This window comes from Aureimonas altamirensis (genome assembly GCF_001463885.1).
Taxonomy (GTDB): Bacteria; Pseudomonadota; Alphaproteobacteria; order Rhizobiales; family Rhizobiaceae; genus Aureimonas; species Aureimonas altamirensis.
This window is the reverse complement of record NZ_BBWQ01000015.1, coordinates 135737-153681: the sequence shown is the minus strand read 5'-3', so window position 1 is coordinate 153681 and position 17945 is coordinate 135737. Positions and strand designations below refer to the sequence as shown.

General features: G+C 64.9%; 17 protein-coding genes. 1 reads left to right on the top strand and 16 read right to left on the bottom strand.

What is annotated here, in order from left to right; translation table 11 throughout:
• The 13 genes from AUL31_RS12075 to betB all read right to left on the bottom strand — a co-directional run bounded on the left by AUL31_RS12075 (nt 1) and on the right by betB (nt 13141).
• Nucleotides 1-1617 (bottom strand): ABC transporter substrate-binding protein, encoded by a 1617-nt coding sequence (locus AUL31_RS12075; protein ID WP_060606621.1) that lies wholly within the window; start codon nt 1615-1617, stop codon nt 1-3.
• Nucleotides 1618-1633: 16 nt separating this feature from the next.
• Nucleotides 1634-2554 carry an ABC transporter permease gene (locus AUL31_RS12070; RefSeq protein ID WP_060606618.1) on the bottom strand — a complete coding sequence of 307 codons (921 nt, stop codon included), beginning with the start codon at nt 2552-2554 and terminating at the stop codon, nt 1634-1636.
• Nucleotides 2554-3459: an ABC transporter permease gene (locus AUL31_RS12065; RefSeq protein ID WP_060606615.1), complete on the bottom strand. Its 906-nt coding sequence runs from the start codon at nt 3457-3459 to the stop codon at nt 2554-2556. Before AUL31_RS12065 ends, AUL31_RS12070 begins: the two co-directional genes overlap by 1 nt.
• A complete protein-coding gene (locus AUL31_RS12060) occupies nt 3437-4048 on the bottom strand; it encodes an ANTAR domain-containing response regulator (RefSeq protein WP_060606611.1) in 612 nt (203 codons plus the stop codon). The genes AUL31_RS12065 and AUL31_RS12060 overlap by 23 nt, the downstream gene beginning before the upstream one ends.
• Nucleotides 4045-5139, bottom strand: a complete 1095-nt coding sequence (locus AUL31_RS12055; protein ID WP_060606890.1) for a transporter substrate-binding protein — start codon at nt 5137-5139, stop codon at nt 4045-4047. Before AUL31_RS12055 ends, AUL31_RS12060 begins: the two co-directional genes overlap by 4 nt.
• A 184-nt stretch (nt 5140-5323) precedes the next feature.
• A complete protein-coding gene (gene queE, locus AUL31_RS12050; protein ID WP_409359966.1) occupies nt 5324-6064 on the bottom strand; it encodes a 7-carboxy-7-deazaguanine synthase QueE in 741 nt (246 codons plus the stop codon).
• Nucleotides 6040-6408, bottom strand: a complete 369-nt coding sequence (gene queD, locus AUL31_RS12045) for a 6-carboxytetrahydropterin synthase QueD (protein ID WP_060606887.1) — start codon at nt 6406-6408, stop codon at nt 6040-6042. Before queD ends, queE begins: the two co-directional genes overlap by 25 nt.
• Nucleotides 6408-7106 carry a 7-cyano-7-deazaguanine synthase QueC gene (gene queC, locus AUL31_RS12040; protein WP_060606606.1) on the bottom strand — a complete coding sequence of 233 codons (699 nt, stop codon included), beginning with the start codon at nt 7104-7106 and terminating at the stop codon, nt 6408-6410. Before queC ends, queD begins: the two co-directional genes overlap by 1 nt.
• Before the next feature lie 99 nt (nt 7107-7205).
• The gene (locus tag AUL31_RS12035) at nt 7206-8024 is read right to left on the bottom strand and encodes an alpha/beta fold hydrolase (RefSeq protein WP_060606602.1); all 819 of its coding nucleotides are present in this window, start codon (nt 8022-8024) and stop codon (nt 7206-7208) included.
• Between the two features lie 85 nt (nt 8025-8109).
• Nucleotides 8110-8340, bottom strand: coding sequence for a DUF3072 domain-containing protein (locus AUL31_RS12030; protein ID WP_060606599.1), 231 nt, complete (start codon nt 8338-8340; stop codon nt 8110-8112).
• An 83-nt stretch (nt 8341-8423) separates the two neighbouring features.
• Nucleotides 8424-9272 carry a hypothetical protein gene (locus AUL31_RS12025; RefSeq protein ID WP_060606592.1) on the bottom strand — a complete coding sequence of 283 codons (849 nt, stop codon included), beginning with the start codon at nt 9270-9272 and terminating at the stop codon, nt 8424-8426.
• Between the two features lie 88 nt (nt 9273-9360).
• The gene (betA, locus tag AUL31_RS12020) at nt 9361-11022 is read right to left on the bottom strand and encodes a choline dehydrogenase (protein WP_060606588.1); all 1662 of its coding nucleotides are present in this window, start codon (nt 11020-11022) and stop codon (nt 9361-9363) included.
• A gap of 10 nt (nt 11023-11032) precedes the next feature.
• Nucleotides 11033-13141 carry a betaine-aldehyde dehydrogenase gene (betB, locus tag AUL31_RS12015; protein WP_073469313.1) on the bottom strand — a complete coding sequence of 703 codons (2109 nt, stop codon included), beginning with the start codon at nt 13139-13141 and terminating at the stop codon, nt 11033-11035.
• 252 nt (nt 13142-13393) lie between these two features.
• Here betB and AUL31_RS12010 point away from each other — a divergent pair, with 252 nt between their 5' ends.
• The gene (locus AUL31_RS12010) at nt 13394-14350 is read left to right on the top strand and encodes a choline ABC transporter substrate-binding protein (RefSeq protein WP_060606585.1); all 957 of its coding nucleotides are present in this window, start codon (nt 13394-13396) and stop codon (nt 14348-14350) included.
• Here the strand turns inward: AUL31_RS12010 and AUL31_RS12005 are convergent, their stop codons facing one another.
• Genes AUL31_RS12005 through coxB form a run of 3 tightly spaced genes read right to left on the bottom strand, consistent with a single transcriptional unit; the run spans nt 14351 to nt 17915 of the window.
• Nucleotides 14351-14698, bottom strand: a complete 348-nt coding sequence (locus tag AUL31_RS12005) for a hypothetical protein (RefSeq protein WP_060606581.1) — start codon at nt 14696-14698, stop codon at nt 14351-14353.
• Nucleotides 14695-17247, bottom strand: a complete 2553-nt coding sequence (gene ctaD, locus AUL31_RS12000; RefSeq protein WP_060606578.1) for a cytochrome c oxidase subunit I — start codon at nt 17245-17247, stop codon at nt 14695-14697. The genes AUL31_RS12005 and ctaD overlap by 4 nt, the downstream gene beginning before the upstream one ends.
• Nucleotides 17244-17915 (bottom strand): cytochrome c oxidase subunit II, encoded by a 672-nt coding sequence (coxB, locus tag AUL31_RS11995; protein WP_060606575.1) that lies wholly within the window; start codon nt 17913-17915, stop codon nt 17244-17246. The genes ctaD and coxB overlap by 4 nt, the downstream gene beginning before the upstream one ends.
• Nucleotides 17916-17945: the final 30 nt, after the last annotated feature.

Below are 17945 nucleotides of genomic sequence, written 5' to 3'. Positions count from 1 at the left end.
CTAATTCGTCTCGACGTAACGGTAGTTCATCGGCGTGTTCACCGGGTCGATGTACAGCGCGTCGTCGCCGCCCATGCGGGCCGAGCGCATCGTGTAGCGCTTCTCGTTGAAAACAGGCACCCAGGGCGCATCCGCCATGACGCCCTCATAGACCTCGCCCCAGGCCTTGGCGCGCTCCTCGGCCTTGGCGGGGTCCACCATGGCGTCGGCGGCGGCGGCCTTTTCGTCCAGTGCCTCGTTGCAGTATTTGGCCCAGTTCCAGCCGCCTTCGAGCGCCCCGGCACAGCCGAGGATCGGACCATAGAAATTGGACGGATCGGGGAAATCGGCGATCCAGGCCATGCCGCCAGACCAGATCATCGGCGCGCCTTCGGCAGAGCCGCCGGCCGCGATCACGTTGGCCTGTGCAAGGCTCTGGATGGAAGCCTTGATGCCGATGGCGGCAAGATCCTGCTGGATGGCCTGCGCGATGCGCGGCTGCGGATCGACATTGGCCACGAACAGCTCGGTCTCGAAGCCATCCGGGTGGCCGGCCTCTGCCAGCAGCGCCTTTGCCGCCTCGACATCGTATTTGTAGCCTTCATACCCCTCGACATATCCGGGCATGGTCGGCGGCAGCGGCTGGTTGGCGGGCGTGGCGCGGCCATTGATGATCTGCACGATGCGATCCTTGTTGATCGCCATGTTGACGGCCTGCCGCACCTTGAGATCGTCGAAAGGCGCAGCCTTGGTGTTCATCGTGATGTAGCCGGTGTGTAGCTGCACGCCCTCCACCACCTGGGCGGCCTGCTCGGGATTGTCCATCACCTCGCGGAACTTGGCCGGCGGAATACCGTCGCCCGGTACGTCCACCTCGCCGTTCTGGACCCGCAGCAGGGAAACGACCGGCTCCTGCCCGATCTCAAAAGCGATCTCGTCCAGTTTCGGCGCGCCTTCGCGGTAGTAATCCGTGTTCTTCTGCAGAACCAGTTTCTGGCCGAGTGTCCATTCGGCAAGCTTGAAGGCGCCGGTGCCCACCGGGTTGCGGCCGAAATCGGCGCCGGACTTTTCCACTTCCTCCTTCGGTACGATAAAGGAGAAGTTCAGCGCCATGACGGACAGGAACGTCGCGTCCGGGCGCGACAACGTCACCTGAACGGTCTTCGGATCGAGGATCTCGACACCCGAAAGCGACGTCGCCTCGCCGGCCTGCATGGCATCGAAACCGTCGATGGAGGCAAGGAAGCCGGCGCCGGGAGACTGGGTAGCCGGGTTCACCGTACGCTCGAAGGAGTACTTCACATCGTCGGCCGTCATTTCGCGGCCATTGTGGAATTTGACGCCATCCCGCAGCTTGAAGGTGAAGACCTTGCCATCGGGCGAGATTTCATAGGACTCGGCAAGGCCGGGGCGCAGCGTGGCGGTGCCCGGCTCGTAATCCATCAGCCCGTCGAAGATCGCCTTGATCATCGAGAAGTTCTGCCAGTCGTAGCCGATGGCAGGGTCCAGCGTGGCGATATCGTCCTTGTAGGTGACGGTGATGGAGCCGCCATCCTGTGCGACCGCGGCAGAGGGGGCCGTCAGCAGCGCGGCGGAGATTGCAAGCGCCGCGGCGCCGGCCTTGAGGAAAGAAAGCATGGGTGAATCTTCCTTGTTACTGGAGCTTGATGCGAGGGTCGACAAAGGGTGAGACAAGATCGGCCAACAGATTGCCGAGCACGATGGCGAGCGCCGAAACCAGCGTCACGCCCATGATGATGGGCAGGTCGACGCGCTGGATGGCCTGCCAGGCCAGTTGGCCGATACCCGGCCAGCCGAAGACGCTTTCCACCACGACGATGCCGCTCATGAACAGGCCGATATCGATGCCGATCATCGCGATCACCGGCAGGATGGCGTTCGGCATGGCGTGCCGGGCAAGGATGGTGAAGCGGCGCAGCCCCTTGGCGCGCGCGGTGCGGATGTAGTCCTGCCGCAGCACGTCCACCATGGAAGAGCGCATCATGCGCGCATACCAGCCCGCGCCGAGAATGCCCAGCGTGACGGCCGGCAGCACGAGATGCGAAAAGGTGCCGTAGCCTCCGATGGGGAACCAGCCCAGCCGCACCGCAAAGACATAAAGCAGCAGAAGACCGACCACGAATTGCGGCGCCGACACGGTGACGAAGGACGTGACCATCAACGCATGGTCGCTGGCCTTGCCGCGCCGCACGGCGGCCAGGATGCCCATCGTCACGCCGAGCGCGATTTCGCATGCGATGGCCGCCACCATCAGCAAAAGGCTGGCCGGCAGGCGCGCCAGGATAAGGTCGGACACCTGCGAGCGTTGCAGATACGAGCGGCCGAGATCGCCCTGCACCAGATTGCCGAGATAGCGCAGATACTGCACCGGAAAGGGCTGATCGAGGCCGAGCTGGGCACGGATGTTGGCAACCTGCTGGGCAGAGGCGGTCCGCCCGGCGATCTGCCGTGCCGGGTCGGCCGGCAACAGGTACAGAAGCGCGAAGGTGATCAGGCTGACGCCGAGCAGGATAAGAACCGATTGGCCCAGCCTGCGGGCAAGATAGGGTGCCATCAGTCGCGCCCCTGTTCGGTTGGGTCGAGAGCGTCGCGCAGCGCGTCTCCGACAAGGTTGAAGGCCAGCGCAACCAGAAGGATCGCTCCGCCGGGGAAGAACACCAGCCAGGGAGCCGCCTGGAAATAGGTCTGGTTCTCGAAGATGATGTTGCCCCAGGAGGCGTCCGGCGGCTGTACCCCGACGCCGAGGAACGACAATGTCGCCTCCAGCAGCACCGTGGTGGAGATGCCGAGCGTGCCGTAGACGATGACCGTCGAGGTCAGATGCGGCAGGATATGGCGGAACAGGATGCGCGCCGACCCGGCCCCCAGCGTCTTTTCGGCCTGGATAAACTCGCGCTCGGCCAGCGAGCGCGTCTCCGAATAGACGACGCGCGCAACCTGCACCCAGTTCACCAATGCGATCACCAGCGCCACGATCCACAGGCTGGGCCGCAATACGGCGGCAAGGCAGATGGCCAGCAGCAGCGCCGGAAACGCCATCATCAAATCGGTGAAGCGCATCAGAAGCGTGCCGACGATGCCGCGATAATACCCCGCGACGACGCCGACCAGCGTGCCGATCGTCAGCGCGGCGCCATTGGCGACGATGCCGATCAACAGCGACGTGCGCGCGCCGTAGAGCAGACGCGACAACAGATCGCGGCCGAGCAGGTCCGTGCCCAGCCAATAGGTTTGCGACGGCGGCAGCGGCGCGCCCTCGATGGTGAGGCCATCGAAGAACTGCTCGTTGGGGTCGAAGGGGGCGATATACGGGGCAAGCAAAGCGGCGCCCACCACCAGAAGGATCACCAGTAGCCCCAGCACCGCCAGCTTGCGGCGGAACAGACGGCGCAGGACCCCCTCGCCGCCCACCGGCGCCGAGGGCGGTATGGTCGCCTCAGGCCCGATAAGGACGCTCATCAGAGGCCTCCTTGATGGTGCGATCCTTCAGCTCGATCACGCGGTGGGCGGCAAGTTCCATCGTCACCTGCCAGCTCATCGCCAGCGCCCGCAATTGCGCATAGGCCTGCTCTTCGCCGATGCCCGCCGCCGCAAGCGCAACGACGGCGCGCACGATGACCTGTCGTTCGGATACGCGCTCGCGCAGGCAGTCTATTTCCCGCTCCAGCCGCCGGCGCTCGTCGAAGGCGCGCCGGGCGATCAGCAGCGCGGCATAGACACCGGCATTGCCGACCGGCTTCACAAGCTGCGCGTCGGCGCGCTGCGACAAACCCCATTCGATGCGGCCCGGTGCTTCCGAGCCGATCAGCGCAACCAGCGGCATTGGCGCTTCGCCGGGCTTCCAGGGAAACTGCTCGTCGAAGCCGTGGTCCACGTCGAAAAACAGGAAGTCCGCGCCGGTCGCCGATGGCGGCAGGTCGGGCCAGGCATGCTCGACATTCAGGCCGATGGCGGCAAGCTGGCGGGTCAGGCCCTCCACCGCCGCATGCGGCCGGTGCAGGACGACGGCACAGGCGCCACCGAGGTTGATGCGCGGGCGCCGGGTCATCGCACCAGCCTCAATGCAGGTTGATACAGCGTGGCGGGGTCGTATCGCGACAGATAGGGGTCGGGCTCGACCGCGCCCGAACTGGTTTCCAGCATCTCGAAACGGGTGCCGGCGATCCGCCCGATCCTGGCCGGCAAGGCGCAATGCTGCGTCGGCATGTCGATGCGGATGGGGCCAAGCGCGGTCTGGTGCGTGCCCTTTGCCAGCGCCAGGCGCACTGCCGGCGGATCGTCCGTTCCGGCGGCCTCGATGGCGTCGGCCAGCACCGTTACGGCCGCATGGGCAGCCGCCTCGAAGGAAGAGCGCGGGCCGGCCCCACCGCGATACATGAAGGGCAGACAGGACAGATGGCCGTCGCCATGCGGCGCTATGGAGGGCAGTTCCTGCTCCGTCATGTTGCAGGACAGGATCGGCCGCAACTCGGGTGAAAAGCGCGCATCCTCCCGCCCCAAAGCCGCGTAGGCGGCATAGAAGGCATAGGAAGAGGCGCCGATGAGGTTGTTGAGGATGAAATCCGGCTCGCAGGCGCGGATTTCGGCGATCAGCCGCGCCACATCCGTATCGCCGAGCGGCAGATAGCGCTCTCCCTTCGGATGGCCGCCCGCATCGGCGACGAGGTCGCGCGCGATGCGGTTCATCTCCCATCCCCAGATGTAATTGGAGCCGACGAGAAACCCGTCCCGGCCGTAACGCGCGGCGACATGCCGGAACAGCGGCACCAGATGCTGGTTCGGCGCGGCGTTCATGTACACGACGTGGTCGTTGGCCTCGTAGCCCTCGTAGGGCGCCGGATACCAGAGAAGGCCATCATGCTTCTCCAGCATGGGGATGACTTCCTTGCGGCTCCAGGAGGTGATGCAACCGACGAGGTGTCGCACGCCGGACCGGTTCAACATGTCCACGCAAAGCGGGGCATAGGCATCGATGCGCCCTTCGGGGTCGGCCTCGACGGCGTCGAAGGCGATGCGGCGGGACGGATCGGCATTGACCGCCGCGATGGCGCCCAGCGCACCGTCGCGGCAGGCCTGCCCGAGGAGTTCGTAGGCACCGGAACTGGAAAACAGAACGCCAAGTTTGATGCGTGTCTTCAACGGTTGCGATCCGCCCATAAAAAAAGCCCTGCAGGGCCAGCGCGGAACGAAAATCCGTGCGGGACCAGTCAGGGCTTGCTTGCCATCCAGCGGTACGAGGCTGGTATCCGGGGCGATCCTGCTCCGGGCACAACCACGCGTCAAGATGGAATTTTGGGCAGGCTCAATTTGTTTGCATAGGGCGTCAAACGCCCTTGCGGTTTCCCCACATCAACACGTGGAGTTGCGGCAGTACGCAGGCCGAAAACCAGCCATCTTCCACAACGCGTGCGACAAGGTTACGCATCGCGGCCATCAGGCCATCGATGTCCGCCGCCGCGGCTTCATTGCCTATGGGGTTACCGGGCTGCAGAAAGACCGGCAGATGGGGATAGCGCGCGGACGCGGCGCGCGCATAGGCATAGTCGGCATCGTCGAACACCACCATCTTCAGGACCACGCGGGGCCCGTCGCCCGCCGCATGAAGGCAGGCATCGAACGCCGACCAGTCGGTGGCCATGCCGCTCGACGGCGGCTTGGGGCTGAGAACCAGCGTATCCAGTTGCCGGAACCAGTCCTTGGCAACAGAGCCCTGCGTTTCCAGTGCGAAGCCGTACCCCGCCGCGCGGCCAAGGGCGATCAGCGGCCCGAAAGGCTGGATCGCCGGGTTGCCCCCGGACAAGGAGACGGTCAACGGGCGACCGCCGGAAAGCTGGACGATCCGCGCAAAGATGGTCTCTGCCGTCATCGGCAGCCACTCATGCCGGTATTCGCTGTCCACCGCGTGCAACGTGTCGCACCAAGCGCAGCGATAATCGCAACCGCCGCTGCGCACGAACACCGTCGGCTGGCCGATCAGCGCGCCTTCGCCCTGTATGGTCGGCCCGAAAATCTCGCTGACGCGGATCATGCGCTCGGCACTCATGCGCGCGCCAGCGGGCGGTATTCGGCCCATGTCTTCGGTGTTTCGCTGACGCGGACCGCGCTTGTCTCGGGAAAGCGCTCGCTGCACCAATTGTAGAAATGCAGGGCCAGCGCTTCGGCGGTCGGGCTGTCGTGCCCCAGGACATCGTTGATGTGCCGATGGTCGAAGGTTTCGTCGACGTAACGCTTGAAGGCGGACAGGTCGCGATAGTCGCGCACGAAGCCGAAGGCGTTCAATTCCGACGCCTGAAGCTCGATCTCGACGATGTAATTATGGCCATGCAGCCGTGTGCAGGGGTGGTCCTCGGGCAGGCCGGCCAGCCGATGCGACGCCGAGAATTCGAACCGCTTGGTGATTTTGAACATCAGGCGCACCGCCTGGAGACGGCGTCGCGCCAGAAATCCGCATCGGCGTAGACGGTCGGATCGCTCACCCCCGCGATGTCGAAAGCCTCGCGCCGCTCCACACACGTTCCGCAGCGGCCGCAATGAACGTCGCCGCCCTTGTAACAGGACCAGGTCTGCGCGAAGGGCGTGCCGGCCTCTGCACCGGCGCGTACGATATCCGCCTTCGACCGTTCCACAAACGGCGCCAGCAGGCGCACCTGTGCGAAACCGTCAAGCGCCCGGGCCTGCATGGCGGCAAAGTTGTCGATGAAACCGGGCCGGCAATCGGGGTAGATGAAATGGTCGCCGCCATGAACGGCGATGGCGACGGCATCCATTTTCTGGGCGGCGGCCAGCCCGAAGGCGATGGTCAGCATGATGGCATTGCGGTTGGGTACGATGGTGGCCTTCATCGTATCCTCCGCGTAATGGCCGTCCGGCACATCCACGGCGTCGGTCAGGGCGGAACCGCTCAACACGGCGCCGATGGGCTGGATATCGATGAGGTGGAAGGGCTTCCCGAGCCGCTCCGCAGCCCGGCGCGCAAAATCGATTTCGCGCCGGTGCCGCTGGTTGTAGTCGAAGGTGACGATAGCGCCGAGGTTACCCTGTTCCGCCAGGACATAAGCCAGCGAAACAGAATCGAGTCCGCCAGAGCAGACGACGAGCGTGTTCATGTCGGTGTCCTTGTTTTGTCCGGGTAGGCTGCGACCGGTTGAAGGCCGCAGGCACTAACCGAACGGACACGGCATGTAAACGTCCGTTGCCGCCGAAACCTATCGAAGGAACTCGATCAGATCGGCGTTCAGGCGGTCCGGAACCGTAGCGAACAGGCCATGCGGCTCGCCGTCATACTCGATCAGCCGTGCGCCGGAAATCGCGCCCGCCGCTGCCCGGCCCGTCAGCTCGATCGGCACCGTATCGTCGCTCGTCCCATGGATCACCAGCGTCGGCACGGTGAAGGAGGCGAAGTCGGGGCGGAAATCGGTCCGGCTGAATGCATCGACGCAGTCGATGGTCGCTTTCGGGCTGGCCATGACGCCCAGCACGAAGGACCAGTCCAGGACGCCCTGGCTCACCGGCCGGCTGACCAGCCCGACACCGTAGAACTGCTTGGCGAAGCTCTGCAGGAAGGCGAAGCGGTCGGCGCGGATCTGGCTCTTCATGTCCTCGAAGACGCTGGCATCGACGCCATCGGGATTGGTGTCGTCCTTCAGGAGATAACCGGCCACCGAGGCGACCAGCACCGCCTTGCCGACACGCGATGCGCCATGGCGGCTGAGATAGCGGGCGATTTCGCCGCCGCCCATCGAGAAGCCGACCAGCGACACGTCGTTGAGGTCCAGCCCTTCCAGCACGGCCGCCAGATCGTCGGCGAAGGTATCGTAATCGTAGCCGGCGGACGGGTGGCCGGACTGGCCGAAGCCGCGGCGATCATAGGTGATCACGCGGAACCCCGATTCCAGCAAGGCAAGCACCTGGTATTCGAACATGTCGCCGGTCAGCGGCCAGCCGTGGATCAGAACCACCGGCCGCCCCTGCCCCATGTCCTTCACATGCAGGTTCGTGCCGTCTTTTGCCTCTATGAATGCCATGTATGAACTCCCTGTTGAGACACATCAACTGTCGATGGAAGATGACGTTCCGTCGCCAAATCGGGCAGGCGTTTGCCGCTGGCGTCTAGGAGTCCAGTTTGAGCTGCTGGCGCAGCGCGTCGATGCGCTTGGACGCCTCGGCCTTGTTGATGTCGGTATCGAATTGGTCCGGCGCATGCGCCTGCTCGGACAGCGTCTTGAGATAGGACGCCTGGGCGTCCGTCATCGGATCGTCGCCGGTCGTCCAGTCGGACGGGTCTTTTTCAAGGTTGGAATTGGGGCCGGGCTCGACCTTGGGATTGTCGTTGGCAGACATTGGGAAACTCCTTTGTTGTTCCCCTAATGTTCACCTGGCCAATTCCGTTCCCCATGCTGACGGTAGACAAGCACTCGCGACTTTCAGCCGGCTGCCATATCCGCCAGAAATTGCGCGCGTACCGCCTTGACGCCTTCGCTGTCGTCCTCATTCATCGTCTTCATCATCATGATCATCGCCGGACACAAATCCGGTGAATCCGGTTGCGGACTTGTCAGGGCGCCGAGCTGGGCCGTGGTCGCGCCGTGCGCAAGCATCAGGGCGATGATCTGCCTGAAATCCTCGTCGGTCGAATCGCGACGATAGGTCGGCATGCGCTTCGCACCTGCGATGGCACGGAAGAGCGACAGCGCCTGATCGTTGAAACTATCCATGATCGGCCCCTTCTGCACCCGAGCGGCAAGCGCCGATGGCCCCGCGGTTGCGAAGGCCGGGCATTTTTCCGGGTCGGCGCCCAACACAGCCTGGTATGTGCGGATTTGCGTATCGAGAAGGGCGGCCTGGTCCGCATCGCTGGCCAGCCTGACCATCGGAGCATATTTGTGCCGCAGCGCTTGCGTTACGGATGCAGACTGCTGCACAAGGTCGTCGATGGTCACGCCGGATGCCATCAGCTCGGTCATCTGCTGCATCATCGATGCGTAATCCTGAGGAAACTCCGTCTCCAGGAGATCGATGAACTCCGGGCTCTGATCCTTCAGCAACCGGCCGGCAATTTCAGGCGTCAGCAGCTGCCTTTGCAGAAGTCCGCCGATGTGGCCGCTGCCGACGACCGTTGCGGCCATGATAATCGGCATGATCGCAGCGTGGCGTACCGTCTTGAAGCCAAAACGGGCCATTGCCGCAACGATGACGCTGGCCAAGCCCGCAACCATCGCGCCGAATACCATACCGAGAAGCCAGTTCGGCGCGATCAGAATATAATATATCATATGACCCCCACATCTTTTGGATGTGGATTATCATGCGCAAGTGCAGATCGTCATCGGCTTTTCGTTGCGGACGCAACTTTTTCAGCGACTACCTCTGCGCCGTCTGCCAGTTTTCCGCGCGCTCGTATTCCACGTCCATGCGGGGCAGCATGGGGACGCCGCGTATATGGTCGGCAGCCTTTTCGGCCAGCATGATGGTCGGCGCGTTCAGATTGCCGGTGGTGATCGACGGCATGATGGACGAATCCACGATGCGCAGCCCATCCAGGCCGATGACCCGTGTCGTCTCGTCCACCACCGCCATCGGGTCGTCCACGCGGCCCATGCGGTTGCTGCAGGATGGATGATAGGCGCTTTCGACATGCTCCCGCACGAAAGCATCGATCTCGGCGTCGCTCTCGACATCCGCGCCGGGCGAAATCTCGCGGCCGCGATAGGGGTCGAATGCCGCCTGCGCGAAGATTTCGCGCGTCAGCCGCACACAGGCTCGCATCTCCACCCAGTCGTCCGGATGGCTCATGTAATTGAACAGGACCGATGGCTTGGCGGCAGGGTCGGCCGAGGCCAGCCGCACGGCCCCGCGCGATTTGGACCGCATCGGCCCGACATGCGCCTGGAACCCGTGCTCGGACGCCAGGCCCTTGCCGTCATAGGTGACGGCCAGCGGCAGGAAGTGAAACTGGATATCGGGATAGGCGACGCCCGGCCGCGAGCGGATGAAACCGCAGCTTTCGAAATGGTTGGTCGCGCCGAGACCGTTCTTCATCAGGAGCCACTGCGCGCCGATACGCCCCTTGGCAACCAGCCCCTGCGCCGAATAGAGCGTGATCGGCTCCCTTGAGGCGATCTGGAAGTAGAATTCCAGATGGTCCTGCAGGTTCTCGCCGACGCCGGGCCGGTCGGCCACAACCTCGATGCCGTGGCCGGCAAGCTCGGCCGCCGGGCCGACGCCCGACAGTTTCAACAGCTTCGGCGAATTGATCGACCCGGCCGACAGGATCACCTCCCGGTCGGCCCTCGCCACGTGGCTGGTGCCGTCGCGCCGCCATGAGACGCCGACGGCGCGCCGCCCTTCGAAGAGGATGCGCTCGACGAAGGCGTGGGTTTCGACCTTCAGGTTGGGGCGTGACATCGCCGGCTTCAGATAGGCGTTGGCGGTGGACCAGCGGCGGCCATTATGGACCGTCATGTCCATGCGCCCGAACCCCTCGAAGCGCGCGCCATTGTAATCGTCCGTCACCGGATAGCCGGCCTGCCGCCCTGCCTCCACGAAGGACGTGTAAAGCGGATTGGCCATGCGGCCGTAGCTGGTATGCAACGCGCCCTCGCCGCCGCGATAGGTGTCGCCGCCGTCTTCCCGCGCTTCCGCCCGGCGGAAATAGGGAAGGACATCGGCATAGGACCAGCCATCGGCGCCCTCGGCCTGCCAGCGGTCGAAATCCTGCGGGGCGCCGCGCACATAGACCATGCCGTTGATGGAGGAAGAGCCACCCAGCACCTTGCCGCGCGGCAGGTTCATCCGGCGCCCGCCCAGGCCGGGCTCGGGCTCGCTCTCGTAGCCCCAATTGTACTTGTCCATGTTCATCGGAATGGACAGCGCGCTCGGCATCTGAATCAGCACCGAGCGGTCCGAACCGCCGAACTCCAGCACCAGAACGCGCGTGGATGGATCTTCGCTCAGCCGCGCCGCCAGCACCGAGCCCGCAGAGCCCGCGCCGATGATGACGTAATCGAAATGTTCAACAGCCATGGCGCAGTCCTCAATAGGGCGACTCGACCGAACCGAGATTGACGTAGACGCTCTTCACGCGGGTATGCGCATCCAGCGCGGCGCGGCCGTTTTCCCGGCCGAGGCCCGAGCGCTTGACGCCGCCGAAGGGCAGTTCGATGGGCGTGATATTGTAGTGGTTGATCCACGTCGTGCCGGCGTCGAGCCGCGCGATAACGCGGTGCGCGCGGGCAATATCGCGCGAGAACACACCCGCCGCCAGCCCGAAATCGGTGTCGTTGGCCCGTGCGACCACCTCGTCCTCTTCGCGGAACGGAAGCACCGACATGACCGGACCGAAGATTTCGTCCCGCACGATGCGCATGTTGTCGCGGCAGGCATCGAAAACCGTGGGCGCCACGAAGGCCCCGGCCGCCAGCGCACCTTCCGTTACCCGGCTGCCGCCGGCAACCGCGCGGGCACCCTCGCGCCGGCCGATATCGATGTAGGACAGAACCTTCTGCATGTGCTGGTGCGAGATCAGCGCGCCGATCTGCGTGGCGGGGTCCAGCGGATCGCCGACCACCAGCCGCTCCGTCCGCTCTTTCAAGCGCTTCAGGAATTCGGCGTGCACGCCCTCCTGCACGAAGACGCGCGTTCCGTTGGAGCAGACCTCCCCGGCCGAATAGAAATTGGCCAGCATCGCCGCCGAAACCGCATCGTCCAGGCTGGCATCGTCGAAGATGACAAGCGGCGACTTGCCGCCGAGTTCCAGCGTGACCTGCTTCAGCGTGGCGGCCGCATCGGCCATGACCTTCTTGCCGGTGCCGACCTCGCCCGTCAGCGAAATCTTGGCGATCTCCGGATGACGCGTCAGAAGGCGCCCCGTCGACCCGTCTCCCTGCAGCACGTTGAAGACGCCGTCCGGCAAGCCGGCCTCGGTGAGGATCTCGGCAAGCCGCACCGCTGTCGTGGGCGTCAGCTCTGCCGGCTTGAAGATCATCGCATTGCCGGCCGCCAGCGCGGGCGCCGCCTTCCAGCAGGCGATCTGCATGGGATAGTTCCACGCGCCGATACCGGCGACGATGCCCAGCGGCTCGCGCCGCGTGTAACCGAAGGCCGTGGGGCCGAGATCGACATGCTCGCCGGCGAGGCCGGCGGCCAGCCCGGCAAAATACTCCAGGCAGTCGGCGCCGGAGGCAATGTCGACGGCGCGCGTTTCCTGTACGGGCTTGCCGGTATCCAGTGTCTCCAGTTCGGCCAGTTCGTCATTGCGCTCGCGCAGCAGGGCGACCGCGCGGTTCAGCACGCGGCCGCGCTCGGCCCCCGTCATGGCGCCCCATACGGCCTGGCCCTTGCGGGCAGCGGATACGGCGGCGTCCACCTCGTCCGCGCCGGCAATGGCCACCTCGGCAATGGCCTCGCCGGTGGCCGGATTGATGTTGGCGAAGCTGCGCCCGCGTCCGGAGCGCACCGAGCGCCCGCCGATATGGCTGGATACGAGCGGCAGGCTTTCGCCGATATGCGGCCGTGACAGCTCCGCCTGCGGAGCCGCCGGGCGCGCCGCCGCGATCTCGCGGTCGACGAAGTCGCTGGCCATGCGGCGCGCGGCCTCGCTATCGGTTTCCATCGTCTGCGACAGGGTGGAGCGGAGCCACAGGCCGTCGATGACCGCCGCGATGGACAGCGCCACACGCTCGGCATCCTCGCCGGATACGAGCTTGCGCAGATCGTGACGCAGATTGGACAGCATGCGCTGCTGATAGATGCGCTGCACCCGGCGCAGCTTGGCCGAATGCAGGACCTGGCCCCAGAAGGCAAGCCAGACGCTGCCGGTACGCTGGTCGAACTCTTCCGGCGCAAGATTGGCATCGATGACGGCCTGGATACGCTCCCGCGGGGAGCCGGCATCGCGCAGGCGGATCAAAACGGCATCGGACACGCGGTTGGCCAGATGGCGCAACGTCGCCTCGAGCAGGCCGTCCTTGTCGCCGAAATAATGCGAGACGAGGCTGGGGGCAAAGCCTGCGCGCCCTGCAATCTCCGACAGGCTCGCGGCAGCAAACCCGACGGCCGCCAGCGCGTCCACCGTGGCCTCTATCAGTTGGCGACGGCGCTCTTCCTCGACGCCGGAGCGCGCTGCGTTCAATGCTCTGCTCATGACAACTCCTTGCTGGGAGCCAGAATAGCAGGCGTTGAACGATCATTCAACAAAACTAACCCACCACCGCCGGAGGCGGGTTATGTCCGCTGTTTGCCTAACTTTGGGCAGCTAGGACTGCTGAATGGTTGTTCAGGCAGTTGACAGATAGCAGGATCGTGACAGAGTTGGCGCAGACAGGCATGCACTCTGCCGACGGATCGGACATAAGGGTCGACACGTCGTCATACCAAGTGATCCGAAGGAGAGACAATGGATTTCCGAACGCGTCGTCGCACCCCTGCCCTTCTGGCGGCCCTGGCCCTTGCAGCCATTCCGGCAGCGGCGCTGGCCGCCGAGCCGGACTCCTGCCGCACGGTGCGCCTGGCCGATGTCGGCTGGACGGATATCACCGCCACGACGGCCACCGCCTCGGTCGTTCTGGACGGGCTCGGCTACGAGCCGCAGACCAGCATCCTGGCCCTGCCCGTCACCTTCACCTCGCTTGCCAACGGCAATATTGATGTCTTCCTGGGCAACTGGATGCCCACCATGGAAGCCGATATCGGGCCCTATCGCGACAAGGGCGAGATCGAGGTGATCCGCACCAACCTCGAAGGCGCAAAATATACGCTGGCAGTGCCCCGCTATCTGTACGACGCCGGCCTGAAAAACTTTGCCGATATCGCCAAGTTCCGCGAGCAGTTGAACAATCGCATCTACGGCATCGAGCCCGGAAACGACGGCAACCGGCTGATCCTCGACATGATCCAGAAGGATACGTTCGGGCTTTCGGGCTTCGAGCTTGTGGAATCGTCCGAGCAGGGCATGCTGTCTCAGGTATCGCGCCAGACGCGGGGCGAGCAGCCGATCGTCTTCCTCGGCTGGGAGCCGCACCCGATGAACTCGAATTTCGAGCTCGCCTATCTGGAGGGCGGCGACGACGTCTTCGGCCCCAATTTCGGCGGCGCGACGGTGGATACCAACACGCGAAAGGGCCTTGTGGAAGCCTGCCCGAACCTCGGCCAGTTCCTGAAGAACCTGGAGTTCACGTTGCCGCTCGAAAACGAGATCATGGGCGCCATCCTGGACGACAGCAAGGAGCCCGAGCAGGCGGCGCGCGAGTGGCTGGCCGCCCATCCGGACACGCTTGGCCCATGGCTTGAGGGCGTAACCACCTTCTCCGGCGAGCCGGCACTGGAAGCGGTCAAGGCCAAGCTCGGCTCGTAATCAACGGCAGGTCGACAGGAATGTGACCATGCCGAAATTCCAGACGGTGGCGGCAAGCGCCAGCGCCGTCAGGACCGCACCGACGGCCATGAGCGTCGATGCGGTCCGGGCCGTCCAGAGGCGATATTGCAGAAGCAACATCGCCGCCAGCGGCACCAGGGATGCAAGCCACGCTCCCACCAGAACGGCCCGCTGCAGCGACGTGCCCGCAAAGGGCCTCGCGTCCCACCCATAGGCGCAGCCCACCGACAACAGCGCGTAGAGCGCCAGGAAGACCGCCCCCCACCAGGCGAAGCCGCCCGCCAGCATCCAGAAAACAGCGCGCGCGTTGCGTTCGGGCCCGGTCATGGCAGCGGCACCTTTTCCACCAGCATGGGTATGACGGCGAGCAGAATGCTCGACAGGATGGCGATCAGCAGGGTGAAATCCTGCCACAGCCTCGCGATGGTGATCGGTGCGGCGCGGGACGCCGATACCAGGCCCGAGCGCCCCCGCAAAAACGCGGCGGCGCAAAGCAACCCGCCCACGAAGGCCTGCATCAGCCCATAGCAGACAAGCGCCAGGTTGGCGGCCGCGTAGGCATGGGCGAACGGATCGGGCAGATGATAGCGGATCAGCGCCGCCAGGATGGCGATCATCGCCAGATTGCCTCCGAAGCCGACCGCCAGCCAAAGCTGGCGCGTGTCGCGCTTGTCCCGGTTTGCCGCAGCCGCCATGCGCACCGCCACCATGGACACGCCGGCCGACACGATGACGAAGGCGACGAGCCCGAACCCGCTGTTCATCAGTTGCGGTGGCGGCCAGCCGGGCGCGACCAGCCACAGGAAGAGCGCACCGAAGGCCAGCGAGGAAAACAGCGAAAGATTTGCGATCAGCGTTGCGCCCATCGCCCACACGCTGGGCGGATCGGCGGTTTCGCCGGCCGTCAGCGCGGTCTGTCCCCGTCCGATGGGCAGCCGGCCGTAATCCACGCGGGCACCCTGCCCGCGCGTCCATAGCATCAGGACGGCAATCGTTGCGACGAAGGCCAGAGGCGTAAGCCAGTAGAAGCCGAACAGCAGCGACAGGAAGATGGTGGAGGTGACGAGCGCGCTCCACAGCGGCAGGAATGTCGGCCGCGGCAGGATGATGATGCTCTTGATCGCCCCGGTCACGGGGTGGATGCCCAGCGTTTCCTGCCAGCCATTGCGGGCAAAGCCCAGATATCCCTCGCCGCGCGCCAGCTCCGCCCCGAGTTGCGGCGTCAGCGGATCCCGGCTGTCCACATGCGGAAGCGATGCGAAGGCATAGGATGGCGGCGGCACCGGCGTTGCCCATTCCAGCGTGGTCGCGCGCCAGGGGTTGCGCCGCGTGCGCCGGCCGAAGCCGACCTGCGTGACGACATCCACCAGAAACAGCGCAAAGCCCATCGTCATGATGAAGCCGCCGATGGAGGACAAAAGGTTCAACGCCGTCCAGCCAACCACATCCGGATAGGTGTCGACGCGCCTCGGCATGCCCCGAAGGCCCGTCAGGTGCATCAGGAAGAAGGTCAGGTTGAAACCGGTGAAGATCAGCCAGAACGCCGCCTTGCCGAGCCCGAAGGATGTGGTGCGCCCCGTCACGTGCGGCAGCCAGTAATAAACGGCCGCAAGCATGGGAAACACGAACCCGCCCACCAGCACGTAATGCAGATGCGCCACCACGAAATGGGTGTCATGGACCTGCCAGTCGAAGGGCACCACCGCCACCATGACGCCGGTGAGACCGCCGCAGACGAACACGACGAAGAAGCCGAACAGATACAGCATGGGCAGCGAGAATTGCGGCCTGCCCGATAACAGGGTCGCAAGCCAGGCGAATATCTGCACCGCCGTCGGCACCGCCACCAGCGCGCTCGCCGCCGAAAAGAAGGCCAGCGCCAGATGCGGAATGCCCACGGCGAACATGTGGTGGACCCACAGGCCGAACGACAGGAAGCCCACCGCCACCACGGCAACCACGATCCAGCTATAGCCGACCATCGGCCGGCGAGCGAGCGCCGGCAGCATGGTCGATATCGCACCGGCCGCCGGCAGGAAGATTATGTAGACCTCCGGATGGCCGAACAGCCAGAACAGATGCTGCCACAGGAGAGAGTCGCCGCCGCGCGTCGGGTCGAAGAACGGGATATCGAAGGCGCGCTCCACCTCCAGCATGATCGAGCCGAGGATCAGCGGCGGAAAGCCGACCAGCATCATGCCGGCGGTGACGAGCAGATACCAGCCGAGCAGCGGCATCTTCACCAGCGACATGCCCGGCGCGCGCATGGTGAGGATGCTGACGGTGATCTCAACTGCGGCTGCGACGGCCGAAATCTCCACGAAGGTGATGCCGAGCAGCCAGACATCGGCGTTGATGCCGGGCGAGTAGACGCCGGAAGACAGCGGCGTATACATGAACCAGCCCGTATCGGGCGCAACGCCGGCCAGCATCGCCACGATAAGGATGGAGCCGCCGAACACGTAGCACCAGAAGCCATAGGCGCCGAGGCGCGGAAAGGCCAGGTCCCGCGCACCGAGGATCTTGGGCAGCATGTAGATCGCGAAGCCCTCGAACATCGGTATGGCAAACAGGAACATCATCACCGTGCCGTGCATGGTGAAAATCTGCCCGTAGATCTCCGGCCCGACAAAGCCGCTTCCGGGCGTTGCAAGCTGCGCGCGGATGATCATCGACAGGACGCCGCCGATCCCGAAGAAGATAAACGCCGCCACCATGAAGCGCCGGCCGATGATGGTGTGGTTGACGGCTGCCAGGCGGCCCCAGCCATGCTGCGTCCGCCAGATGGCATGCAGCGCCTTGTGAAGCTGGATGGGGCTGCCGGCAATCGGCGCCTGCGATGCGGCCCGCACGATGTCTTCCCGTTCGGCGCTCATCGGGCGGCCTCCCCGGCAAAGGCGGCGAAGTCGTCTGGCGCCAGGGCCTCGATGGTGAATGTCATTCCGGCGTGTCCGATGCCGCAATATTCGGCGCAGACGCCGCTGAAACGGCCCGGCCTGTCCGCTTCGATACGCAATGTGTTGCGGTGGCCCGGGATCGCGTCGAGCTTGCCTGCCAGTCGCGGCACCCAGAAGCTGTGGATCACGTCCTGCGATACGATCTCGACATCCACCGGCCGCCCGGCCGGAATGGTTGCAAGGTCGATCGTCTCGGCAAGCTCCGGCCGGTCGGGATAGCTGAAGCGCCATTGCCAGCGCTCGCCCCGCGCCTCGACGCGCCACACGTCCGGCGCGGGGTGCGCCAAAAGGCGCTCGCCGGCGATCAGGGCGTAGATCATCAGCGCCGTCAGCACCGTCATCGGCATCACCAGGCCGCCCCACAGGATGAAACGCGTGTGCCCGGCCTGCGCCCAGGCGGCGTCGCTGCCCCGGAACGCATAGGCGAAGAGACCGAGCACCAGTGCCATCAGCACCGTCGCCCCGGCCAGCATGACCCACCAGATGGTCGCGATGGTACCGGCCACCGGCCCTGCGGGATCGAGCGTCGACAACGGTCCGGCGCAGCCGGCCAGCGCCATGAGCGCGCCAAGGCTCCCCAAGCGCATGATGCGGCCTATGTTCAGGCCATCAGACGA